The sequence below is a fragment of the Terrimonas sp. genome (genome assembly GCF_003075435.1).
Lineage (GTDB): Bacteria > Bacteroidota > Bacteroidia > Chitinophagales > Chitinophagaceae > Agriterribacter.
This window is the reverse complement of sequence record NZ_QCZJ01000007.1, coordinates 67,313-89,992: the sequence shown is the minus strand read 5'-3', so window position 1 is coordinate 89,992 and position 22,680 is coordinate 67,313. Positions and strand designations below refer to the sequence as shown.

Here is a 22,680-nt window from a genome sequence, read left to right as displayed (position 1 = left end):
ATGTCGGATTAACAGTGCTGGCAGGCGATACGACAGATTTCTGCAAACTCAGGGCCAACTCATTAACAGAATCCCGCTAAGATACATTGCCTCCTATCTCAATATGACGCTGGAGACCCTCAGCAGGCTTAGAAAAAATTACATTCACGGTTGAAATTATGATCGTAAAACTATTGTGCCATATTTGAAGCTTCAATAACAGCGTTGGCAAAAGCCAAAGGATCCTCCTGCGGCAAATTATGGCCTATGCCTCCATGAATTGTATGATGGACATATTTACTTACAAACTTATTGGCGTATGCTGAAGGTTCGGGGTGTGGTGCGCCGTTGGCATCGCCCTCCAAACTAACCGCAGGCACTTTAATGACAGGTGCAAGGGCGAGCTGTGCTTCCAGGCTATCGTATTGTTTTTCACCCTTTACTAAGCCTAAACGCCAACGATAGTTATTGATGACGACAGCTACATGATCCGGATTATCAAAAGCGGCTGCGGATTGGGCAAAAGTGCTGTCGCTGAAGCGCCATCTGGGAGAAGCGGTTTGCCAGATAAGCCTTGCAAATTCTTGTGTATATTGAGAATAACCTTTTTCTCCGCGATCTGTTGCAAAATAGAATTGGTACCACCATGAAAGTTCATTATTGGGTTCCAGGGGAGCCCTGTTCATTCTTTGGCTACCGATCAGGTAACCGCTCACAGAAACCAGTGCCTTACAGCGCTGCGGCCAAAGCGCGGCTATGATGTTGGCAGTCCGTGCACCCCAGTCAAACCCGCCTATTACCGCCCGCTGGATATTCAGCGCGTCCATAAATGCGATAATATCCAGGGCAAAAACAACTTGCTGCCCGTTACGGGCAGTACCGGATGAAAGGAAACTCGTTGTACCGAAACCCCGTAAATAGGGTACATATACATGATACCCTTTTTGTGCTAATATGATTGCCGATGCTGTATAACTATGTATGTCATACGGCCATCCATGTAACAGAATAACAGGTTCGCCGTTTGGAGGTCCGACTGACACATAGCCTATATTTAATTCGCCGGCCTTTACCTGTTTAATACTGTCAAAAGCGAATGGCGGAGTATTTTTAATCATTTTGCTATTACTCTTTTGTATGCCCGCAACTGTGTTTTTATTACCTCCTGAAATGACCGAAATGGATAAAATAAGCATAATAATATGTTGACGGGCTACATAGTATGATATGATTTTCATGAGTGGTTTATCTGATTTTTTCAAATGGATGTTACATAATTCTATTTACATTACTTAAACAGGTTAACACCAAGTCCGCCAACTTTTATAATTTCATATTATCCTTCCCGTATGTTGATTCATAGAACCACAGAAGAAATATGACAAAGCGCATGCACCGTATAAATTGAAGAATTTATTACAACTTGAATGACTGCTGCCCTTATAACTGAAACTTTACCTGTGTTGCTTCTTCTGCATATTCCCATAAATGTGTAGCCAGTGCGGCATCGTGCATGGCCGGTGTATTGTGTTTGGAAAGTGCAGGGTAACCAGTATACTCTTTTTCACCGTCAGGGCCATAAAATTCACCACCATTTACGGATGGATCGGTGGCGGCAAATAACGCGGGTAATGCGCCCTGCCATGGCTGCATTATAGCGCCAATTTGTGCCAATTGAAATTCAAGTTCTTCATTTGGAATGTGGCGCTGCAGGTCGGTGCGTGTAACGCCAGGATGTGCTACTACAGAAATGATATCAAGGCTTGCTGTTTTTAACCTTTTGTTCAGCTCGTAAGCAAAGATGGTATCGGCCAGTTTGCTAACGGCATATTGTTTCAGAGGGTCGTATGGCTTTTCTAATTTCAGGTTGCTGAAATCTATACCATCCGTAAGTGTGGCGGCGCCGCTGGAAAGAGTTATAACCCTCGCATCTGCCGCATTTTTCAGCAATGGAAAAAAGCGCCCTGTAAGCGCAAAATGCCCTAAAAAATTCACCCCGAATTGCAACTCAAACCCGTCATCTGTTTTTGAAGGTGGCGGCATCATTACACCCGCATTGTTAATAAGTATATTTAACTGCTGATGTTTATTTTTAAATGTATCTGAAAACGCTTTCACCTGGTTAAGGTTTGCAAGGTTTAGGATGCCAATTTCAATGCTGCCTTTTCCTATAGTTTCAGTTTTAATTTTTTGTAATGCCTTAATGGCCTTTTGTTTGTCCCTTGCAGCAAGGGTAACATCAGCACCGGCTTCATACAAAGCTTTAGCCATTTCATATCCGATGCCGGTATTAGCCCCTGTTATTATCGCTGTTTTTCCTGTTAAATCAGGAATGTTTTCTTTTGTCCACATTTTCTTTTGTATTATACTTATATGAATTATGACGGATTAGAAAATTGCAATCTCTGCCATTTTACTTTTTAAATAATTGAAGAGGCCGCCTTCTTCCCAGTTCCCTTCATATTTATTTCCGTTGATGTAAAAAGAAGGTATTTTATTAACACCGCTTCGCAAGCCGCTTTCAAAATCACGTTCCACTTTATCTGCCAGAACTTTTTTTTGAATATCCTGTTTGAATTTTTCAAGATTAAGGCCGATCATTTCTGCGAAATCAATAAGGCTGTCTATATTCAAAATTTCCTGGTTCTCAAAAACAGTATCATGCATTTCCCAGAATTTATCCTGCAACGCAGCAGCCTCTGCGGCTATAGCTGCGGCAAAAGCATAAGGATGACTTTTTGATAAAGGAAAATTCCTGTACACAACCTTCAGATGCGGCCCCAGCTCTTTCTGCATATTTTTTATGAGAGGATAAGCACGTCCGCAATACAGGCATTGATAGTCTCCGTATTCTACCAGTTCAATAAGTGCTCTTTTATTGCCGTAAATATGATCGCTGCTATTTACAGCAGGCATTAGTTGTTTCATTTGTATAGTTTTTTAATTATCCAATTGTTCCAGCGCGTTTAAAATGCCATCCGCCCCGGGATTAATACCAACCGGCGATAGATAATTCCAACGAATAATTGCCTGTTCATCCAAAACATACAAGGCACGCTGACATTGTCCTGCCTCATTATCATAAACTTTATACTGCCTGGCTACTGCGCCCTTGGGTTCAAAATCCGCAAGCAACGGAAAATGAAACCCGTTATGTTCAGTGAAGGCAGCATGACACCACCTGCTGTCAACCGATATACCGATCATTTGAGCATGGTGCCGGATAAAATATTTTTCCATCTCATTATAAAGGTTCATCTGGTCGCCACATACTGGGCTCCAGTCTGCAGGATAAAATGAAAGAATAACCTTACTGCCCCTTAGTTCGCTTAATCTCATTTTTTGATAAGGCGAAGCATACAATGCAAATTCCGGCGCCCTGGTTCCTATTGCTAACATCTCGATCACTTTTATCTGTTATGATTTAATTTTCCGCTTCTTTTTACATGAAGAGAATACGGCTTTCTTAACAAGCAATGCAGAAGTAATCCGGCCAGTTTTCAACGGCTAAGCCGGTCACTTCTGCTCTTGCGCTGTTTCTTAAGCAAAACTTTCACCGGGTTGGAGATGACTGCTCAATGCAATTCTGTTCCACGCATTTATGGTTACAACAGCCATCACAATTTGTGCTACCTGGTTTTCACTAAAAAGACCAATTGCTTTTTCATAAGTTTCATCAGACAAACCACTTTTATGAATAAGTGTCACCTCTTCTGCTATGGCTAACACCGCTTTTTCTTCATCGCTGAAAATATTATTGGTTTCCCTCCAGGCATTCAGCAAAAAAATACGCTGATCGGTTTCGCCATTTTTTAGTGCAGCCTTCGCGTGCATATCAATGCAGTAGGCACAACCATTTATCTGCGATGCGCGAATTTTAATCAAATCTTTTACAGTTAAGGAAATGGATATTTGCGAAAGATAAGTTTCCAAAGCCATCATTGCTTTTAACGCCAGCGGTTCGGCGGTATTAATATTAATGCGTTTTTTCATTTTTTTATTTTTTAACGAGTATAAATTACTAAATGAGTGCCGCTGTATAGGCAGAGGCACTCATTGTTTTCTGTTATGCTGCGGGAATAGCCATGCGCACTTCAACAATGGCCCCGTATTGAATGATAGGGCATTTTTGGGCAATTGCTACAGCTTCATCATAGTTTTCTGCTTTGATGAGAAACAGTCCCCCGAGTGATATCGCGCCCTCGGCAAAAGGCCCTTTATGCACTTTTTTTGCATCGCTTATTACCCTGCCGTCAACATCCCAGCGCTTTGGCGGGGCAACCAGCTGACCGCCGGATGCGATACCTGCTATCCAATCCTGGTAAGGTTTTAATGCTTCCTTCATTTGTTCCGGTGAAGGTTTGGGGTGCTTGCTTGTGAGATCCCTGTGGATCGCTACTAAAAACTCATTCATTTTATTTGATTTTATGATTTTATAATTATGGAAAGAATCGGGGCAGCTAATTATGCATCCATTTATAAACTGCCTGCCGCCTTAATAATGAAATCAGCAACTTTATTTGGCTGAGAAACCATGGGAACATGGCTGGAATTAAGCTCAAGCGTTGTTGCTTTTATCAGCTTTGCTTTAAAACGTTCCAGGTCCGGGTTGATCATCCCATCTTTTGCAGCAACTATGTACCATGATGGCTTGGTTTTCCATGCCGGGCTGTATACTTTCTGCTCTGTTGCCGATGCAGCCCAGGTAACCTGTGTCGCATATATTACTTTTCTTTGGTCGGCAGGTAAATCCTGCGCAAAAAACTCATTGATGCCTTTTAGGGATAAAGACAAAAAGCCTTCCGCATTGAGTTTAAATTCAGGTCCGACCGCCGTTGGTGGCATCGCTGCATTGACGTCGTTTACGTTTTGCCCCTCTTCGGGTACGAGAGCGGCAACATAAAGCAGGCCGGCTACTTTAGGATCTTTTCCTGCTTCGGAAATAACCATGCCGCCATAGGAATGCCCAACCAAAAGCACGGGGCCATCTGCTTCTGCAATTGCCCTTTTAGTAGCAGCGATATCTTCATCAAAAGAGGTGAGCGGGTTTTGTACGGCTATCACGTTTAATCCTTTAGCCTGCAACAGGGGGATCACTTTTGACCAGCTTGAGCCGTCGGCAAATGCGCCGTGTACCAATACAATATTTTTTACGCCCTTTGTATCAGCCTGAAGAGTAGTATTTTCAGGCGAAGAGAATAGCATAGCTGCTGTAGCTAATGCAATTGATGTAAATTGTTGAGTAAACATAAAATTTGTTTTTACTGATTATTTAATTTTAACTCTTATAAGATCTGCCGGGAATTATTCATCTTCTTCGGCAACTGTTTCACCAAGCGGTTGATCTTTCATACGCCAGAAATCGTCCAGGAATTCACCGCCGTCTGCTATATTTTTTTCACGCCGGTCAGGGTAGATGTTTTCCTGGAACTTTTCCGATGAAATAGGCACAATGCTTCGCTCGGTCTTTCTCGGTAGAAAAAACTTCTTCATAAAAAACGTGTTATTATTTTGGATAAAAATGGAATACTGCCAGCCGTTTTGTTGTGTAGCTGATCGGCTTTGCGGAGACGCCGCGCCGACGTGGGTTTGTCTCATGCACGAACGGGTGGAAAGTGCACGCCCTTTACAGCCGCCTCAACGAACTGACACCCGTCATCTTCGTTACGAAAGGCAGTCAATAAGATTTCCTTGGAAGGATTCCTGAGATTACACTTTTGCCAATTGCAGTTTAAACCAATCTTCGTATTTAATCTTTCCAAGAAGCGGGTTTGCGCCGGGTACCAGTGATTCATCATTTAACTCAGTACCAAAATAGCGGGCGTGTTCATCTGCTATCAATTTGCGGGAATCTTCTGTTGCATTTAGATAATAGCGAATGAACTCGCTCATGGGCATACGCACCGGCCCGGCCACTTCCACAATTCCGTTAACAGGTGTACCGGTTGCTACATCTGCAAGCGCCGCCACTACTTCATCTGAAGCTATTGGCTGAAATTCTGCAGGCGATATGTGTACTTCATCATTAACAGTGGCAGACTGCGCGATCCTGTCTGCAAATTCAAAAAATTGTGTAGAACGTAAAATGCTGTAAGGAACGCTGGATTCACGAATGATCTCCTCCTGCGCCACTTTAGCGCGGAGATAACCGCTGTCGGGAAGACGGTCTGCACCCACTACAGACATGGCAACATGATGTTTTACACCCGCATACACTTCTGCTTCTATAAGGTTGATGGTAGATGTTTTGAAAAAATCCAAAACAGCCTGGTTTTCAAATGAGGGAGAGTTGGAAACATCTACAACAACATCAGTATTCTTCAGCACTTCAGGCAAACCTTCACCTGTAATGGTATTAACGCCTGTGGCAGGTGAAGCTCCTATTACAGTGTGGCCACGCTGGCTGAGCTTATTTACGAGGTTCGAACCAATAAGGCCGGTTCCGCCGATTACTACAATTTTCATGACCTTTTTTTTTGATTTTATTCTAAGAGTATGCTTAGAATATATTGTGATTAAATAATGTTTAGAGAAAGCTGATGTCATCTGACGATGCTATTTTCCGCATTCAACGCCTGCCTTATTACTACTGCTGCCTGCAACAGTGCCAATTTTACAGCAGGTATTTCTGCCAGCGCATTTAATAATCCATAATCGTGAATTAATCCGCCATATCTTGTCAGCGTAACTTCTACACCGGCTTCATTCAGCTTGCGGGCATAAGCTTCGCCTTCATCGCGCAATACATCATTCTCGGCTGTTTGAATAAGTGCAGGTGGAAGCCCTTTTAATTGTTCCAACGTTGCCTGCAACGGAGAGGAGTAAATTTCTTTTCGGGCATTTTTATCAGGCAAGTAATTATCCCAGAACCATATCATCATGTTTCTTGAAAGGAACCTTCCTTCACCCAATTCTTTGTAAGAATCTGTTTCAAAATTGGCATCCGTTACCGGCCATAGCAATACCTGTAGTTTGATGGCCGGGCCATTTTTTTCTTTGGCCAATAATGATACCGCCGCAGCCATATTGCCCCCAACACTGTTACCAACAATAGCAATGTTATTGCCATCGACGCCTATTTCATCGCCATGTTTGGCCACCCATTTAAGTGCTGCATAAATTTGATAAACAGCAACAGGATAATAAGCTTCAGGAGATGGGGTATAATCCGGGAAGACAGCCACAGCCCCGCTTTCCACGACCAGATCCCTAACTATTCTCCTGTGCGTGGGGTAATCGCCCAATACCCAGCCGCCGCCATGAATATAAATGAATACCGGGCCGCCAGGCTTCACATTAACCGGCTTAACAATATGAACTTTTACCTGTTCACCATCCTGTGTTATTGTTCGTTCAGCTTCTTCAATACCCGAGTAATTAACTGTAACTGAACTTTGCGCACCTGCTAGGACCTGCCTGGCATCAGCCGGGCTGAGTTGTTCAATAGGTTTGCCGGTTCCTGAGTTCAGGGCTTCAAGAAAAGCCCTGACTTCCTTAAAGATCCTGGGATCATTCTCTGCTTTGGCAGGTTTGTTGTTTTGTGACATAACAAATGTGTTTATGTGTATGAATAAAATTGTTTGAATGAGGAAGCGTAAAAGATTTTTCATAACCATAGTTTTAATTGTGATATAATTATTTGTCTGCTACTTTTCTGCGAAATCCTACCCGGCAATTTTGCAGGGATGATGGTAAATGTTTAGGTTTTCCCTGTTGCTTTGTCCTGATTTGTTCAACGTGTTTCCATATCCTTTTCAATTCCTCTTCCCCACAGGTAAACATGTTTAATGATGCCGATGTTGACAAGGCTGCAAGTGTTATCATAACACCGCCACATTCCTGATAAGTTTCTCCCACCGGCCTGCTGAATACATATTCTGTTATTTGATGTGCTTCAGATTTTGTGCAACCGAGTGACTGTATCAATTCCAAAGCCTCTTCCAAAAACCTGTGGTTGCGCTCCATCTTATCTTTGGATAATGCTGCGCCAAAGCAGGCTTGCATCCATTCATTGACCCGTTGCTGAAAACTTTCACTCATAAAAAATTTATTTTAATGATTAACTTATACATGATCTATTTTTAATGCTTTCCTGTACCTTCTTTGCCATCTCAAAATTTATACTGCAAGACTCATAGCTATAGTTATCTACCACTGTACCCTTTAAACCGGTTGAACTTGTGATTGCCAACAACAGGCAGCTGCCATTTGCGTCTTCTTTAAAGCTGTACGACTCGTCTATATTAAAATCCTGCGGATCTAACCTTACATCAATATCGCCGCAGTACAGGCAAGTTGTTTGCGTTTTAAAATCTTCTTTGTAACCTCTTTGTTTAAGGTCATCCAAAGCATCTGTGAGTGATTTATAATTTTTCATGATCGCCGTTTCTTTGTTATCAATGCAACTCAACAGTTTGAGCTTAATTGGCGAAGACAAAAACAAGCGGCGTGCCATTGTATAACTAATTGTTTATTATATCATTGTAAGCATAGGTATAAAATTAGGCACACGTTATTTCGTAAACTGACGAAGCGCTGCACTGTATTTCGTGAATTGTTTGATAGAGAGCTTTAGCTAATTAATCAAGTTGTAGGAAGCGAATGCCGGCCATGCCGTTGATGGGCAGTCAAAGTTGTTGCAACGAAACTTAACGGGGGTAATTGAGGCAGTAACCTAAAAATGCTTCAAAACAATTTTAGGTATAGCTAGCGCTATTAAAAATAATCTGCCTTTACAATATTCAGTTTTTTCATTTTAGAATGCAGGGTGGTGGCAGGCGTTCCTAACACAGCAGCGGCGCCGCCTCTGCCGGATATTTTCCCGCTGCATCTTTTCAGCACTTCAATAATATAGGTGCGCTCAAGTTCATCAAGTGTTTTGTTGGATGTGTTAAGGTCATTTGCAGTTGCATCATCAGGCGATTTAGGTAATTGTATTTCATTCAATACATTCCCCTGAGTTAAAAGGATGCTTCGTTCAATAAGGTGTTCCAGTTCACGCACATTACCGGGCCAGGTATAACTTTTTAATTCCTGAATACATTTTGCAGAGATAGCAGTGATGTTTTTCCCTGAATTTTTACAATAGCGGGAAAGGAAGAAGTTTGCAAGGGCTTCAACATCTTCCGTGCGGTTTCTTAATGGAGGCAGCGTAATAGGAAACACATTTAAGCGATAATACAGGTCAGACCTGAAACGTCCGGCTTTTACTTCGTTTTCAAGGTTACGATTAGTGGCTGCAATAATGCGTACATCAACTTTAATGGTTGTTCTTCCTCCCACACGCTCCAATTCCCGCTCCTGCAAAACACGCAGTAATTTCACCTGTGTTTCAAGCGGCATTTCACCTATTTCATCCAAAAACAAAGTACTGTTATTAGCAAGCTCAAATTTGCCGATGCGCCTTTCAATAGCACCGGTAAACGCGCCTTTTTCATGCCCGAACAATTCGCTTTCAATAAGATTTGGCGGCAAAGCAGCACAATTCACTTTCACCATTAATTTTTCTTTTCTGGGAGATGCATTGTGAATAGCCCTCGCTATTAGTTCCTTGCCTGTGCCCGTTTCGCCCAGCAATAAAACGGTAGAATTAGATTCCGCAACAAGCGACATGAGATGATATACCTTTTGCATTTCTTCCCCGCTGCCAACGATATCAGAAAAATTATAGATGGTTTTAATCTGCTCTTTGAGATAATCATTTTCAATTTCCAACTGTTTTTTATAGGCAAGCAATTTTTCGTTTGCCTGTATGTTGGCAATAGCTATGGATATTTGTGAGCAGATACCTTTTACCATCAACTCACTCAGGCGGTTTGCATGCAACCATATTGTGCCAAGGTTTTTACTACCAGTGCGCAATGGCAGCGCATACATATTTTCAAAACCAGTGGTTTTCCATAACCTTGCATACGGATTACCTGTTGCAGCTTCCTCATCCACATTAAATATAACGCCCTCCTCGCTGGCAAGCACTTTGGTTGTATAGTATTCATTAATGGTCACACGTTTGGACACCATTTCATCAAAAAAAGATTTTGATTTTGCTTTATCATACAGCGTTGTATCATACATGAATGGGTAAAGGTTGAAGCCGTCGTCTTCAATTATCTGTATCATCCCTAATTGTATGTGTAAGGTCTTTTCCAGTACTTTAAAAATGGCGGCCTGCAATTCTGCTTTCGTCCTTACCCGGGCAATATCGTTACTGAACTCCAGCAAAAAAGTTTGCTCCTGGTGTTTTTTGCTGATTTGTTCATTTGAAAGAATATTGGAAATGGCCACTGATAAATGGGCGCAAACAGCTTTCAGTAAATTGAAATTTATTTTTTCTGCTTCATTATCGCCGAGGTGCAGGTAAGCGCAGCCTACGTTTTTTTCTCCCACATGCATTCTCATTGTCAGCACATGCTTTAGTCCGGCATCTTTCCAAAAATGAACAAATGCAGGCATACCGGGCTTTGCTGCAAGTTTGTATATATCAAATATGATGGGTTCTTCTGAACGCAGTATAGTACTGAATAAAGGGTCGCTGATATTATATTTTGCTGAAGTAACTTTTTCAAAACCTGTAACCCTTTTCAGGCTATCTGTAACATCCATCACAAAAGCGCTGTAGGTGACTCCATCATCGTTTATCTGTGCAATTCCAAACTCGTTTACCGAAAAAAGTGTTTTAATACGGGTGTTTACAACATACAGCAAATCTTCACGGCTCCTCAATGCCGCAATTTCTTCGCTTAAAGAAAGTAATATTGATTTTTCCTTTTCTTTTTCTTCAATTTCTTCATTAATTATAATGTTGGCAACAGCATTGGATAAATGAGGCGCTATCCTTTCCAGGATATCTTTAAAATCCTGTGGAAAACTATCAGTTTTATCTGAGTACATCAACACATGGCCGATGATTTCCATCTTGCTTTTTAATTTCACAATCATGGCTTTCTTTATCCCACATTCATAATTCACTTTTAAAAAAGCGGGTATGCCCGGCTTGTTTATTATGTCCTCTAAAAGAAAAGCCGCCGATATTTCAGAATCCTTAACCTGTGTAAGAAATGGGTCATCAATAACAAATTGCATTTTTAATAAAGAAGGCAGTTCGCTGCGATGCCTGATGTGCATTGACGCTTTATCCATTAGGAAAGGATAATACGTTCCATTTTTTTTGTTAATCAGCGAAATAACGGTATGTGTGAAATAGAAATAATCTTTTAGCCTTGATGAAAAGACTTTTACAAGATCATCTTTACCCCTGACTTTGGTAATATCATTACTTAAGTTGAGCAAAACATCTTTTTCCTTTTTATAGTGCTCAACCTGGTGCCTGGATAAAGAAATGTAATCTTCCTCCCGTTTGTCTTTTATCCTTTTTGGCTTTTCTTTTGTACCGGAATTTTTCATTGCCCGATGTTTTAAACTTGGGTGAATTATCCTGGAGATTTAAATGCTTAAAAACTGATTTAAAGATAGTTAAATAGAAAGAAATTTGTTGAAGATTTGGCTGTAAAGTATGGAGCCTGGAGACTAACGTAAGCCATACCTGGGAATGCCCCATGGCTGTCGTATAATTTTGTAAAATCTCTTTTGAATGCTGAAAGACTTCTGCCTGTCAATTTTGCAAATTGCGCAAGCGGAACATGATATGAAAAATGTTTAGTTATATATGCTTACCGATCTATTTTGTGCAGCTGGTTGATGTCAAACAAAAAGCCTTTTAACGCAGGACAGCGTATCAAACAGTTCAATCACTTCTGTTGTTTATTCCCGCTTTCAAAATTTTAAAAGCTAAAATATTTCAAACAGAACCTGTTTAGAATCTGGACATTGAAACTTTGAAGTTTCGCATCGTAGACAAATTGATATGGCAGGTATTGCAAGCAAAGAGGCAACTGCACTCATTAAAGGAATGACAAGCAAAGCGAAAAGAAATTTGAAGTCTATCGTTATGAACGATATGGTTAGCTTTCAATAAAGTGTATCATTGTTTGTCCTGGCCCGACTTACCCAGGCCAACAGTTGACTGAGTAGAATGAAGAAAGCGGCAATCCCCATAACGTATAAGCCTACTTCAAATTTACCTCCCACCTCTTTACTATCAAGGAAGGGATATGGATACCAGCCTATGAAGTACCCTCTAAAGAAAGTAAATATTGTCCAAAGCATTGGAAATATGAGCAAACGCACTGAATTTATGACGCTTATAGCGAGTCTTGATGGCCAAATTAACCACCATACCATGATAAAGAACGGTCCGAATTGATGCAGAATAAAGTTTTTCCATTTCAGTTTTTGAGACAAGAGGGGCAATTCAATGTCGCTTAGCAGTATGGCAAATACTATTCCGGTTACCAGCATATAAAGTACTGCCCCCGCCCTGAAATACCTGAACCATCCTCCAAGTGTTTTTTTTCTGATAATTGCATACGCAGCGATAATGTAGGTTATTACTGCGATAAAGTTGCTCTGAATAGTAAAGTAACAGAATCTATTCCAACCATATCCATGAGCATTCGGATCTACGTCCCATGCACTCCAAGGTTCGATGGCGATGACTGTTACTATTGCCATAAGAATCAGTACTATAGCATTGACCCACCTTATATCTTTTGAAAAGGCATTTTGCATTGTTGTTTTCATTTCAATTAATATTATAAGAAATCAACTTTGCCGGTTTCCATATGATATTCTGCCCCGACAATCTTAATCTCGCCATTCTGTTCCATCTCTTTGAGTATAGCGCTTCCTCTTCTGATATTATCAATGGTGAGATGGATATTAGCATGCGTTACCGCTTCCATATAGGCTAAATTATTGTAGCTCTTTTCTCCAGAAAATTCCTTTAAGCTATCAATTGCAGGCTTTATTTTGGAAAGGAGTTCTGTTATATTGCCCAGTTTTACATCTTGTATTGCCGACTTAACAGCTCCGCAATGCTCATGACCCATTACCACAATAACTTTTGCTCCGGAGACTTTACAGGCATACTCCAAACTTCCTAAAATGTCCACATTACTTATATTTCCCGCAACCCGTGCAACAAACAGGTCGCCGATACCTGCATGAAAAACATCTTCAACAGGAACGCGGGAGTCCAAGCAAGATAAAATAACAGCCGCCGGATGCTGACCCAAAGAAGCATTTCTAATACGGGCTGACGTATTTCTGACAGTCAAATTGTCTTGCGTGTAGTCGGTATTGCCTTTCTTTAAGGCATCGATAATAAAGTCCGGACTTAGTTTCGATTGCACATCTTCGGTAATAACAAAAACGTCTTTAATAATTTCGTCTTCATCTATAAGCACTGAACCTTTTTCGGGGTCATTTTTGCAAGCGTTAAGAGATAAGATTGCCAGAATAAAAAAATAAAAATATTTTAAAAATGGTTTCATAATAATTGTCATTATAAGAGTTAAAAGTTTTGTTTTTGAAGAGATCTTCATTACTAAAAAATTATTTTTCTTTTTTACTTTGACCCAATTTGCTTTAAACTTTCATCATGAATTCGGATTGCCGCAGCGAGAATAACTTGATTGCAATGGATATGCCGGACGAGAAATTCTATTTAGCAAAACAGGAGGTAATAAGATTTACGTATGTATAAACTTACAAAAAAAGCAGATGCAGGAAGGATTTTGGCATAGAATGTAAGCACAAACAGGGATAAATTGAAATAGTAACTTTTCAGAACGATCAGAAACAAATTGAGTAAAATAAATTATCTCTGCTTTCATGGCTTCAAAAACTCAATGTTACATTTAGAGGGACTGTCCAGATTCTGGACATCCTGACTCATATTGTTGCACTCCGTAAATTTGATCTTTGTAATCTTTTTGTTGAGTGAAAGATTAAAAAAGTGAATAAGGGAATCAAAAAATAAGTATAAAAAAAATTACACGACTTCAATTTATACTGTCAATTTTACGGGTTGCAACTTTGATGATAAAATTTCCTGTTTACTTTCATCAACATCGTTCATTTACAAAAGAAGTATGTAATATTTGATTTTAATACAAATGATTTTAAACAGCTTTTTCATAGTTTAAATCACTTGTTTGAATCACATAGCAATCTCGTACAGTTAGTACAGTATTATAACAAGAGTAGTATAATGGAGGTTGCCAGCAAAAGCAGGGGATGTATCAAAAATAAAAAAAGGAGCTTGAAAATCGCATAAATGGGTACATGTCTTCATCAGGTATCTGAATAAAAAGAGGCTGACTCATACTTTTGAGTTCCTCATCGTCTACGTTTTTTATCTTTCAGCAGGATAGAGAAACTCAACCGGACACATGACCATGTAATGTGTTTGTGAATACTGGTAAAGCTGATCCATTGTCCTAAAACATGTCCTGTGAGGGCAGGTTGAATACCAGGTCGCCATCATCATAGTTTAACTTATACGTGAGTATATCTTTCCTTCTTTTCAATACGGATTGTGCAATCGGATGAAGCGTTAATGTAACCGGCTGGTCAGTCTTTTTCTGTATGATCCGGGTAGTAAGTACCACTTCCAGCAAAGCCAGGGCTTCCTTGTTATGGTTCTTTTGAATGAAGTCTTTGGGACGTTTATAGATAAAAATCCCGGTAGAGGGGCGTTGTCCTTTACCACGTCCGAAATCATGATGGAAAATGATCTTGTCGCCTTTTTTGTTCGGAATTCTCAGATAATTCATAACAGCACAATTTTAAAGATGATAAGATCAGTGCTCAAACTTTGCACCGTTTGCTGCTGTTGCTGCCATTCTGCACGGATGTTTTCTGTCCAATTTTGATGAAAGGGAACCAACGGTAAAAGGCGGTAAAATCTGTTTGGAAAATTCTTTATGGCAGGTCTGTCATAACTGCCTGAAAACTGTTGCACAAACTGCCACTGTAGGGCGTTTGGATGTGTGCTGGCAAAGCCAGATGCAGGGGCGCATTTCCCACTGAAAAAGTCTGTCATTTGGTCTGTCAACAACAGTGAGAAAATGCGGAAAAAAAGTGGCCAAAGCCGACAATTGACAGAAAAGAAAAAGGTTATAAATCATTGATTTATAACCTTTTGATACTTGAGTTAGTGCCCGGGACTGGATTCGAACCAGCACACCTCGCGGCGCCGCCACCTGAAGACGGTGCGTCTACCAATTTCGCCACCCGGGCATCGTTTTTACTTTTGGGAGGGCAAATGTAGGTATTTTACAAACACGGGTAAAATTTCAGGTAATTTATTGTTCTATACCCAATAACTCTACATCAAAAATCAGCATTGAGCCTCCGGGGATGGTGCTGCCTGAGCCTTGCTCCCCATATCCTAATGTATAAGGAATATAAAATTTAAATCTTGACCCTACCGGCATTAATTGAAGTCCTTCCGTCCAACCTCTGATAACCTGGTTAAGCCCGAAAGAAATTGGCTCCCCTCTTTTTCTGGAACTGTCAAAAGGATCTGCGCTGTTTAATAAAAAGCCCTCATAATGTACTTTAACTGTACTGGTATCGGATGGTTTGGGTCCGTCACCCATTTTAAGTATTTCATACTGTAAGCCGCTGGGGGTCACTTTCACACCTTCTCTCTTTTGATTTTCTGCAAGAAATTTTTCTCCTTCAGCAATAACTGCTTCAGCTTTTTTGCGCATAAACGCCTGCAATTGTTCTCTTACGGTCATATCACACTGTTGATTGTTTAGTAATGTATTTCTGCCACGCAACACATCTTCAAATCCTTTATTCATCAGGGCGTAATTAATTTTTTCTACTCCCTGCGCTTTAAAAAAAGTAGCATCAAGCACACCAAGCGCATAACTCAAACTGTCTAAAGCTGTATTCAATACTACACCGCCTGTAGCCGCAGTAGTTTTTTGTGTTGTTACCGGTTTCTTTTTTACTGCCGGTTTGGTTTGAGCCAGGCTATTAAAACATACAGCGCATAAAAGCACAATGGCAATATTCTTTTTCATTTTTTGACTGGAATTTATAAACAAGATTTATTCACTTCTTAATGCATGGCCTGTAAGGTTAATAAATACATCTTCCAGGTTGGCCTGTTTTACTTCCTTAGGTCTTTCAAACCCGGTAGCCACCAGGTCATCTATCAGCTGATCAGGAGAATTAAGCGCAATGATTTTTCCCTGGTCCATTATGGCCACCCTGTCGCACAATATTTCTGCTTCATCCATATAGTGCGTGGTGATAATAATGGTTGTTCCTTTTGCGCGGATATTTCTTATCAAATCCCAAAGGTTTCTTCTTGCCTGCGGATCGAGCCCCGTAGTAGGTTCATCAAGAAAAATGATTTTGGGTTTATTAATAATGGTAGTGGCAATGGAAAACCGCTGCTTCTGCCCGCCACTTAACTCTTTAAATTTATTCCTGCCTTTGTCTTCAAGGTTTACGAGCTGCAATAATTCCTGTGGGTTAACGGGCTCATTGTATAATCCGCTGAAAAGATTGATCAGCTCGATAAGGTTTAGCCCGGGGTAAAAACCGGAAGTTTGCAGTTGCACGCCAATAATGCGCTTTATCTTATCAATATCTTTATCAATACTGTATCCTGCAACAATCACTTCCCCGCTGGTTTTATTGCGAAGGGTTTCTATAATTTCAAGCGTGGTAGATTTACCAGCACCATTTGGCCCCAGCAAACCAAAAATCTCTCCTTCCTGCACCTCAAAACTAATGCCCTTAACAGCCTCAAAACTGCCATAGTTTTTCACGAGATTTTTTACTGATATTATTGCAGACATGGGCGGCAAGTTAATGCAGATATACATTCTGGCAAATTAATAATATTAATGTCTGCGTATCTAAACGTTAATCTTCCAGCTATATTTGCCAATTGTATTAAAGTATTTGTTAAGGTATGAAGATATTCAAGTTTGGCGGTGCAAGTGTAAACAGTGTGGAGCGTATTCAGCAATTACCCGGTATTCTTAAACATTACGAGGGTGAAAAAAAAGTAGTGGTTATTTCAGCTATGGGAAAAACCACGAATGCCCTTGAAAAAATAACGGAAGCCTTTTTCAATAACCAGAAAGACGCGGCACTGCAATTGTTTGAACACATTAAAACGCAACACCTCAATACGGCCAAATATCTTCTTATTACTACATACAATGAAACCTATGAAAAGCTGGAGCAGCTTTTTACCGAAATAGAATGGGCATTACATGATAAACCTGTACGCGAATACGACTATTATTATGACCAGATCGTTTGTTCCGGCGAATTGTTTTCAACGGCAATCATCAGCGCCTATCTTAATGAAAAAAGAATAGTCAATCAATGGATTGACGTTCGCGATATTTTCAGAACGAACGATAATTTCAGGGAAGCCGTTATTGAATGGGATATCACAAACAAAAATGTTCAACAGCATATTAAACCTGTATTTGCAGATTGTGATATTGTATTAACACAAGGCTTTATCGGTGCTACTGATGAAAACGAAAGTACAACGCTCGGCAGGGAAGGAAGCGATTATACTGCTGCTGTTTTCGCGAATATGATGGATGCTGAAAGTGTTATAATATGGAAAGATGTGGAAGGCGTGATGAATGCCGACCCTAAAATATTTCCCTCTGCAAAAGTAATAAGTGAACTGAACTATGATGAGGTTATTGAAATGGCATATTACGGCGCACAGGTTATTCACCCAAAAACAATAAAGCCCTTACAGAATAAAGAAATACCGCTATTCGTAAAATGTTTCCTGGATCCGTCTTTGCCCGGCACTATCATACATGATAAAAATATAAAGCATTTACCTTCTATTATAGTCTTGAAAAACAACCAGGCATTGCTGCATCTGCATTCAAAAGATTTTTCTTTTGTAGGTGAACATGAAATGTCGCGATTGTATCATTTTTTTGCAGAGAACAAAATCACACCTAATCTTATACAAACAGGCGCGGTAAGCCTGGTGGTTTCAACAGATGATAAAAGTGAAAAAACAGACCAGCTTGCAGGTGAAGCAACAGCATTATTTGATGTGCAGGTGGAAAAAGGTTTGACATTGCTTACCATCCGCCACTATACCGATATATTACTATCTGAACTTACAGAAGGAAAACAAATTGTATTGAAGCAGCAATCTCCGGTAACGGTACAGGTGTTGATGAGGTGATATGGGAATAAGTTAGTTTGAAAATGAATTCCTCAGAATGATCAAAAAATCAGCTTAATGCATGCTGTAGTATATAACCCTCTTTATAAAGATTTAGATAGAGAAATACTTGCATCCGCGGTTCTAACATTACAATTATCCTGAAAACAGTACGGGTTACTATCTTTTCTCAAACTCATTGATCCGAACATCAGGGTTCATAATATACGAGCGCATAGTGCTATCGTCCAACAATTCCACTACCCTGAAACCGCGATATGATGTGCCCCAACTGCCACCAAAATGACCGTCAAATAAAAAAGGGATATTGCCCAGCATTTTAATATTATCCTGGTCGTGATCATGCCCGTTAAATATTGCTTTTATATTCTTTTGCTTTTGTATGAGTTTTTGAAAATCTATGCCATCCACAGCATTTTCTGTCCATTTTACCGGAGTGATGTGCAGGAAAATAAAAATATTTTTTGCATGCTTGTAGTGTTTGAAATTTTCATTGAAAAAATCAGGATCTGGCGGCAGGTATTTTCCCTTTTCATTAGAAGTGTCGCCGAGCAAAAATACCTGGTCCTGTATCACTACAGCATGATTCAACGGCATATTCCATGTTTGCTGCCACACATCAGCGGTTACCCTGTCGTGGTTACCGCGGGTAACGTAAAAGGGTACCTGCAATTGTTGTAATTCCTTTGCGGCTTCAGGCATAAAGGCGGGTTCATTATGAATAATATCACCATTGATTACGCAGGCATTCAACGGCAGCTTACCATGAAATTCATTAATGGATTTTACCAGGGATTTATAATATGTGTCGAATTCGGTTTTGGCTTCACCATAATGTCCGTCAGACGCTATGGCAAAACGCAGCAAAACTTTTTGCTCGTTAAAAGAAGCAGCTCTTACAATATTGCCATTAGCAAGCAAAAACAGGGAACCGGATACTGTACGGATAAAATTACGGCGATGCATGTGGTTGGGTTTATTATTTGAGATTTCAATACTATAAATTGTAAGCTACAAAAATTTGAGTGTTGATACATTGATTGTTTCAAAACATATTAATTAATTTAAGTTGCTAGTTAATTGGTAAGATTATTCAAGGTAAAAGCAAGAATAAACATCACTAGTTTTATCAAAACCCCTTTAAATGTTACTGCATGTATTTTTCTGAGAAACAATGCTTTTATTTGGCTAAAGGTCGTTTCTATCCCTTTTCGCATATAATCTTTGATAAATCTTATCCACGGTTGATCCGGTCTTTTGGAATTGCTTTTCCGGCAAATCATTAGCTCAATGAATTCTGCTTCCTTTATGCCATCCTCTGCCTGATAATTGGTGTATGAAGGATCTCCATATATCTTACTTTCCGGCGTTACAGCCATGGGCAGTTTTTTCAAAGCCTGCACATCGCTTTCGCAACCAGGCACAAAACCAAACTCAACCAGTATTCCCTGAGTATTTATCATCACCTGAACTTTCACACCATAAAAATATCGGCGCATGCTGCTTTGCCTGCCACGCCATTGCTCTCCTTTGAGTAACTTACAGCGACTGATACGGATATTATCACATAACGCTACGGGGAATGAATCGATTACGTGTTCCGATGCTCCAGCTATGTTTTTTAACTCATTGCCCAACTGCCAGAACATAGGAAAAACCAGCTCGCTCACCGAATGTAACCGCCGGTTAAACCGGCTTTTGTCAAGCATCTTAGGTACCAACTTTGTCATTTTCATAAAGCCTCGGGCATTATCCAAATGACCGCCAAAATAAAGAGCTGATGCCAGTGCCGTTGTTATAACCTCACTGTCACTTACTCTGCGCCGCTCATCTTCCCTGTGACCTATTCCTTTTAAAATATCATCTATAATACAATAAATCCCTATAATTTTATCCTCTGTGAGCATCTTGATCTGATTTTGGTATGGTAACTCAAAATTATATCCTTGGATGCTCACTTTCTTTCTCATTTTATTAGCAACTTGGGTTAATTATGCTACCGAAGGTATAAAACGGCATAATTATAATGACGCTGTGAGGGTTGATGTTCCATAGTTCTATTATCGCTTAAATTTATTATTGAAAACATTAAGAAGTTAAGTGGGGCGCATTTCAAATTTTGGCTGGTTGGTGAAGATACCACCTACTTCCGGCGCGAAAATTTGAAATGCACCCGTTAAGCGCTCTTCTTAATGCACTTAACTTCTTAATATTTTTTAAAGTTATCGTCATGAAATTAAAGCATATTATTCCGGTTTTAATAATATCATGTTCTTTGTTTGCCAATATACAGGCGCAGGAAAAAACAGCATTTCAAACAGCGCATCACTGGATACCTGAAATTGATGTAAGATCAGATATCGCTATTGTATATGGTGTGAGTGAAAGAGGAAAAATGACATTTGAAGAAAGGGTTAAATCATGGAGAGACAGGGGGTATAAAGTGCATTTTATGACGGGCATAGCCTGGGGACAATACGATGATTATTTTTTAGGCAAATGGGATTGTCAAAATCATTTGGGTGAAGGTCAGCAAACGGTTAAAGGAGATACTATCTGGCATGGTAGAAATATTCCTTATGTAGTTCCTGTTGCTTCTTTCATAAAATTTATGCAGGAAAGAGTAGTTAAAAGAGTAATAGATGCCGGTATTAGTTCTATCTATCTTGAAGAACCTGAATTTTGGGCAAGAGCAGGATATAGTGAAGTATTTAAACAGGAATGGCAGAAATATTACGGCTTTCCCTGGCGTGCGCAACATGAATCCCCGGAGAACACTTATCTATCCAGCAAATTAAAATACCAGTTGTACTATAATGCCATTAAAGAAGTATCGTCGTATGCCAAAGCCTATGGCAAAACAAAAGGACTGGATGTAAAAGTGTATATACCTACGCACTCGCTGGTGAATTATTCTTCCTGGCAGATTGTAAGCCCTGAAGCAAGTCTTGCTTCATTACCCGGTATTGACGGCTACATTGCACAGGTATGGACAGGCACATCACGGGAACCGACCTTTTTTAATGGTGTAAAAAAGGAGCGTGTATTTGAAAACGCTTTTTTGGAATACGGCTCTATGGTTTCGATGACGGCGCCAACAAAAAGAAAACTGTTTTTTCTTACAGATCCTATAGAAGACTGGCCGCGCGACTGGGCAGATTATAAAAGAAATTACGAAGCTACTTTTACTGCAAAGCTGCTTTACCCGATGGTGGCTGATTATGAGGTAATGCCCTGGCCCGAAAGAATATACACACGCCCTTATAAACTCGCCAACAGCGATGAAAAAGTATTGATACCAAAATATTATTCAACGCAAATGCAGGTAATGGTAAATGCGTTGAATGATATACAGGTATCAGCAAACCATGTTACCGGCACAGGTGGTATTGGAGTGCTGATGAGCAATTCGTTGATGTTCCAGCGTTTTCCCACGCATAATGGTTATGAAGATCCGCAGTTTTCAAACTTCTACGGCCAAACATTACCATTCGTAAAACGCGGTATTCCGGTAGAAACAGTGCACATGGAAAATCTTTCTTACCCGGCAACATTAAAAAACATCAGGGTATTGGTAGTTAGTTATTCAAATATGAAACCACACGATGCTGATGTTCACAAATACCTGGCTGATTGGGTAAAGAGCGGTGGTGTGCTGGTTTACTGCGGAGAAGATGATGATCCTTACCAGAAAGTAATGGAATGGTGGAACACCAAAGGCAACAATTATGCTGCGCCTGCTGATCACCTGTTTAAACAGCTGGGTATTGAAGCCGGCACCGAAGATAAGAGCTTTGCTGTTGGGAAAGGCAAAGTATACGTGATAAGACAAAACCCAAAAGCATTTGCTATGCAGGCAGGAACAGATGCGAAATATGCAGACATTATTAAACAAGCCTATGAATCGGATGCTAAAGCCGGAAAATTTTTAGTGAAGAATAATTTTTATTTAAAGCGCGGGCCTTATGATATTGTTGCTGTAATGGATGAAGCGGTTAGTAATGAACCTTATACGGTAACGGGGCCGGTAATAGATCTTTTTGATCCTAAACTACCTGTGCTGGCAAAAAAAATTGTTGCGCCCGGAACGCAGGCTTTTTTATACAATATCAACAGGATAGAAAACAAGAAAACGCCGAAGGTACTGGCATCCGCTTCGCGGATCTATAATGAATCAGTAAACGGTAGATCTTACAGCTTTACAGCGAAAAGCCCTGTTAACACGATAAACAGTATGCGGATATATCTTCCTTTTGCGCCAAAAACTACTGTTGTAACTAATACTAAAGGAGAAAAAACAACCGTGGAAAACTCCTGGGATAAATCATCAAACACATATTACCTCAGCTTTGATAATGACCCGGACGGGATCAGTGTATCTTTAAGCTGGTAAGTTATAGAATATTTTTAGCAAGGGGCGGTTTATACTAAAACACAACAGGGCAGCACTCAAAAGGATGACTGCCCTGTTCGGTAGAAGCAGCTTACACATAATGAGCGGCAGAAGTGGTTTGTATACGGATAGATATTGGTTAGATTTGAAAGAAGAAAAAAATTACAGGCGTGAATTCGACAACAACTGTTGTATTTGCTTTTAT

22 protein-coding genes and 1 tRNA gene are annotated in these 22,680 nt (G+C 40.1%); 2 read left to right on the top strand and 21 right to left on the bottom strand.

Annotation, left to right across the window (positions count from 1 at the left end; genetic code table 11):
• Window positions 1–170: 170 nt before the first annotated feature.
• From DC498_RS09835 to DC498_RS09740, 19 genes are all read right to left on the bottom strand, one after another.
• Window positions 171–1,217: an alpha/beta fold hydrolase gene (locus DC498_RS09835; protein ID WP_116873972.1), complete on the bottom strand. Its 1,047-nt coding sequence runs from the start codon at window positions 1,215–1,217 to the stop codon at window positions 171–173.
• A gap of 202 nt (window positions 1,218–1,419) precedes the next feature.
• Window positions 1,420–2,331: an oxidoreductase gene (locus tag DC498_RS09830; protein ID WP_116873971.1), complete on the bottom strand. Its 912-nt coding sequence runs from the start codon at window positions 2,329–2,331 to the stop codon at window positions 1,420–1,422.
• A 36-nt stretch (window positions 2,332–2,367) separates the two neighbouring features.
• On the bottom strand, window positions 2,368–2,907 hold the full coding sequence (locus DC498_RS09825; protein WP_116873970.1) for a DsbA family protein: 540 nt from the start codon (window positions 2,905–2,907) through the stop codon (window positions 2,368–2,370).
• A 12-nt stretch (window positions 2,908–2,919) separates the two neighbouring features.
• Entirely contained in the window at window positions 2,920–3,378 is a 459-nt protein-coding gene (locus tag DC498_RS09820; protein WP_116873969.1) for a redoxin domain-containing protein, read from the bottom strand.
• 141 nt (window positions 3,379–3,519) lie between these two features.
• Entirely contained in the window at window positions 3,520–3,972 is a 453-nt protein-coding gene (locus DC498_RS09815; RefSeq protein WP_116873968.1) for a carboxymuconolactone decarboxylase family protein, read from the bottom strand.
• A gap of 73 nt (window positions 3,973–4,045) precedes the next feature.
• Window positions 4,046–4,393: a YciI family protein gene (locus DC498_RS09810; RefSeq protein WP_116873967.1), complete on the bottom strand. Its 348-nt coding sequence runs from the start codon at window positions 4,391–4,393 to the stop codon at window positions 4,046–4,048.
• Window positions 4,394–4,455: 62 nt separating this feature from the next.
• On the bottom strand, window positions 4,456–5,229 hold the full coding sequence (locus tag DC498_RS09805) for an alpha/beta hydrolase (RefSeq protein ID WP_116873966.1): 774 nt from the start codon (window positions 5,227–5,229) through the stop codon (window positions 4,456–4,458).
• Between the two features lie 54 nt (window positions 5,230–5,283).
• Window positions 5,284–5,472, bottom strand: coding sequence for a hypothetical protein (locus DC498_RS25990; RefSeq protein ID WP_133176813.1), 189 nt, complete (start codon window positions 5,470–5,472; stop codon window positions 5,284–5,286).
• Window positions 5,473–5,688: 216 nt separating this feature from the next.
• A complete protein-coding gene (locus DC498_RS09795) occupies window positions 5,689–6,444 on the bottom strand; it encodes an SDR family oxidoreductase (protein WP_116874095.1) in 756 nt (251 codons plus the stop codon).
• Between the two features lie 77 nt (window positions 6,445–6,521).
• Window positions 6,522–7,526 (bottom strand): alpha/beta hydrolase, encoded by a 1,005-nt coding sequence (locus DC498_RS09790; protein WP_206197580.1) that lies wholly within the window; start codon window positions 7,524–7,526, stop codon window positions 6,522–6,524.
• Window positions 7,527–7,614: 88 nt separating this feature from the next.
• Window positions 7,615–8,019 (bottom strand): hypothetical protein, encoded by a 405-nt coding sequence (locus DC498_RS09785; RefSeq protein ID WP_116873964.1) that lies wholly within the window; start codon window positions 8,017–8,019, stop codon window positions 7,615–7,617.
• A 19-nt stretch (window positions 8,020–8,038) separates the two neighbouring features.
• Window positions 8,039–8,356 (bottom strand): phosphoribosylpyrophosphate synthetase, encoded by a 318-nt coding sequence (locus tag DC498_RS09780; protein WP_133176812.1) that lies wholly within the window; start codon window positions 8,354–8,356, stop codon window positions 8,039–8,041.
• Window positions 8,357–8,694: 338 nt separating this feature from the next.
• Entirely contained in the window at window positions 8,695–11,382 is a 2,688-nt protein-coding gene (locus DC498_RS26155; protein ID WP_165813805.1) for a sigma-54-dependent Fis family transcriptional regulator, read from the bottom strand.
• 564 nt (window positions 11,383–11,946) lie between these two features.
• Window positions 11,947–12,618: a Pr6Pr family membrane protein gene (locus DC498_RS09770; protein ID WP_116873962.1), complete on the bottom strand. Its 672-nt coding sequence runs from the start codon at window positions 12,616–12,618 to the stop codon at window positions 11,947–11,949.
• 11 nt (window positions 12,619–12,629) lie between these two features.
• Window positions 12,630–13,421: a carbonic anhydrase family protein gene (locus tag DC498_RS09765; protein WP_206197579.1), complete on the bottom strand. Its 792-nt coding sequence runs from the start codon at window positions 13,419–13,421 to the stop codon at window positions 12,630–12,632.
• Between the two features lie 897 nt (window positions 13,422–14,318).
• Window positions 14,319–14,654 carry a hypothetical protein gene (locus DC498_RS09760; protein ID WP_116873961.1) on the bottom strand — a complete coding sequence of 112 codons (336 nt, stop codon included), beginning with the start codon at window positions 14,652–14,654 and terminating at the stop codon, window positions 14,319–14,321.
• A 384-nt stretch (window positions 14,655–15,038) separates the two neighbouring features.
• Window positions 15,039–15,120, bottom strand: a tRNA-Leu gene (locus tag DC498_RS09750).
• A gap of 65 nt (window positions 15,121–15,185) precedes the next feature.
• Window positions 15,186–15,917, bottom strand: coding sequence for an FKBP-type peptidyl-prolyl cis-trans isomerase (locus DC498_RS09745; RefSeq protein ID WP_116874091.1), 732 nt, complete (start codon window positions 15,915–15,917; stop codon window positions 15,186–15,188).
• Window positions 15,918–15,944: 27 nt separating this feature from the next.
• Window positions 15,945–16,703 (bottom strand): ABC transporter ATP-binding protein, encoded by a 759-nt coding sequence (locus DC498_RS09740; protein ID WP_116873959.1) that lies wholly within the window; start codon window positions 16,701–16,703, stop codon window positions 15,945–15,947.
• A 116-nt stretch (window positions 16,704–16,819) separates the two neighbouring features.
• On the opposite strand from DC498_RS09740, the gene DC498_RS09735 reads away from it, so the two are divergent.
• On the top strand, window positions 16,820–18,082 hold the full coding sequence (locus DC498_RS09735) for an aspartate kinase (RefSeq protein ID WP_116873958.1): 1,263 nt from the start codon (window positions 16,820–16,822) through the stop codon (window positions 18,080–18,082).
• A 159-nt stretch (window positions 18,083–18,241) separates the two neighbouring features.
• Here the strand turns inward: DC498_RS09735 and DC498_RS09730 are convergent, their stop codons facing one another.
• The gene (locus tag DC498_RS09730) at window positions 18,242–19,048 is read right to left on the bottom strand and encodes a metallophosphoesterase family protein (protein ID WP_116873957.1); all 807 of its coding nucleotides are present in this window, start codon (window positions 19,046–19,048) and stop codon (window positions 18,242–18,244) included.
• Between the two features lie 110 nt (window positions 19,049–19,158).
• Window positions 19,159–19,989 carry an IS982 family transposase gene (locus DC498_RS09725; protein WP_116874090.1) on the bottom strand — a complete coding sequence of 277 codons (831 nt, stop codon included), beginning with the start codon at window positions 19,987–19,989 and terminating at the stop codon, window positions 19,159–19,161.
• Between the two features lie 323 nt (window positions 19,990–20,312).
• Here DC498_RS09725 and DC498_RS09720 point away from each other — a divergent pair, with 323 nt between their 5' ends.
• Window positions 20,313–22,475, top strand: a complete 2,163-nt coding sequence (locus DC498_RS09720) for a hypothetical protein (RefSeq protein WP_116873956.1) — start codon at window positions 20,313–20,315, stop codon at window positions 22,473–22,475.
• Window positions 22,476–22,680: the final 205 nt, after the last annotated feature.

Excerpts from the sequence above, each read along its gene's own strand:
- DC498_RS09835 (WP_116873972.1), bottom strand. The coding sequence starts at position 1,217 with ATGAAAATCATATCATACTATGTAGCCCGTCAACATATTATTATGCTT.
- DC498_RS09830 (WP_116873971.1), bottom strand. The coding sequence starts at position 2,331 with ATGTGGACAAAAGAAAACATTCCTGATTTAACAGGAAAAACAGCGATA.
- DC498_RS09825 (WP_116873970.1), bottom strand. The coding sequence starts at position 2,907 with ATGAAACAACTAATGCCTGCTGTAAATAGCAGCGATCATATTTACGGC.
- DC498_RS09820 (WP_116873969.1), bottom strand. The coding sequence starts at position 3,378 with ATGTTAGCAATAGGAACCAGGGCGCCGGAATTTGCATTGTATGCTTCG.
- DC498_RS09815 (WP_116873968.1), bottom strand. The coding sequence starts at position 3,972 with ATGAAAAAACGCATTAATATTAATACCGCCGAACCGCTGGCGTTAAAA.
- DC498_RS09810 (WP_116873967.1), bottom strand. The coding sequence starts at position 4,393 with ATGAATGAGTTTTTAGTAGCGATCCACAGGGATCTCACAAGCAAGCAC.
- DC498_RS09805 (WP_116873966.1), bottom strand. The coding sequence starts at position 5,229 with ATGTTTACTCAACAATTTACATCAATTGCATTAGCTACAGCAGCTATG.
- DC498_RS25990 (WP_133176813.1), bottom strand. The coding sequence starts at position 5,472 with ATGAAGAAGTTTTTTCTACCGAGAAAGACCGAGCGAAGCATTGTGCCT.
- DC498_RS09795 (WP_116874095.1), bottom strand. The coding sequence starts at position 6,444 with ATGAAAATTGTAGTAATCGGCGGAACCGGCCTTATTGGTTCGAACCTC.
- DC498_RS09790 (WP_206197580.1), bottom strand. The coding sequence starts at position 7,526 with ATGTCACAAAACAACAAACCTGCCAAAGCAGAGAATGATCCCAGGATC.
- DC498_RS09785 (WP_116873964.1), bottom strand. The coding sequence starts at position 8,019 with ATGAGTGAAAGTTTTCAGCAACGGGTCAATGAATGGATGCAAGCCTGC.
- DC498_RS09780 (WP_133176812.1), bottom strand. The coding sequence starts at position 8,356 with ATGAAAAATTATAAATCACTCACAGATGCTTTGGATGACCTTAAACAA.
- DC498_RS26155 (WP_165813805.1), bottom strand. The coding sequence starts at position 11,382 with ATGAAAAATTCCGGTACAAAAGAAAAGCCAAAAAGGATAAAAGACAAA.
- DC498_RS09770 (WP_116873962.1), bottom strand. The coding sequence starts at position 12,618 with ATGAAAACAACAATGCAAAATGCCTTTTCAAAAGATATAAGGTGGGTC.
- DC498_RS09765 (WP_206197579.1), bottom strand. The coding sequence starts at position 13,421 with ATGAAGATCTCTTCAAAAACAAAACTTTTAACTCTTATAATGACAATT.
- DC498_RS09760 (WP_116873961.1), bottom strand. The coding sequence starts at position 14,654 with ATGAATTATCTGAGAATTCCGAACAAAAAAGGCGACAAGATCATTTTC.
- DC498_RS09745 (WP_116874091.1), bottom strand. The coding sequence starts at position 15,917 with ATGAAAAAGAATATTGCCATTGTGCTTTTATGCGCTGTATGTTTTAAT.
- DC498_RS09740 (WP_116873959.1), bottom strand. The coding sequence starts at position 16,703 with ATGTCTGCAATAATATCAGTAAAAAATCTCGTGAAAAACTATGGCAGT.
- DC498_RS09735 (WP_116873958.1), top strand. The coding sequence starts at position 16,820 with ATGAAGATATTCAAGTTTGGCGGTGCAAGTGTAAACAGTGTGGAGCGT.
- DC498_RS09730 (WP_116873957.1), bottom strand. The coding sequence starts at position 19,048 with ATGCATCGCCGTAATTTTATCCGTACAGTATCCGGTTCCCTGTTTTTG.
- DC498_RS09725 (WP_116874090.1), bottom strand. The coding sequence starts at position 19,989 with ATGCTCACAGAGGATAAAATTATAGGGATTTATTGTATTATAGATGAT.
- DC498_RS09720 (WP_116873956.1), top strand. The coding sequence starts at position 20,313 with ATGAAATTAAAGCATATTATTCCGGTTTTAATAATATCATGTTCTTTG.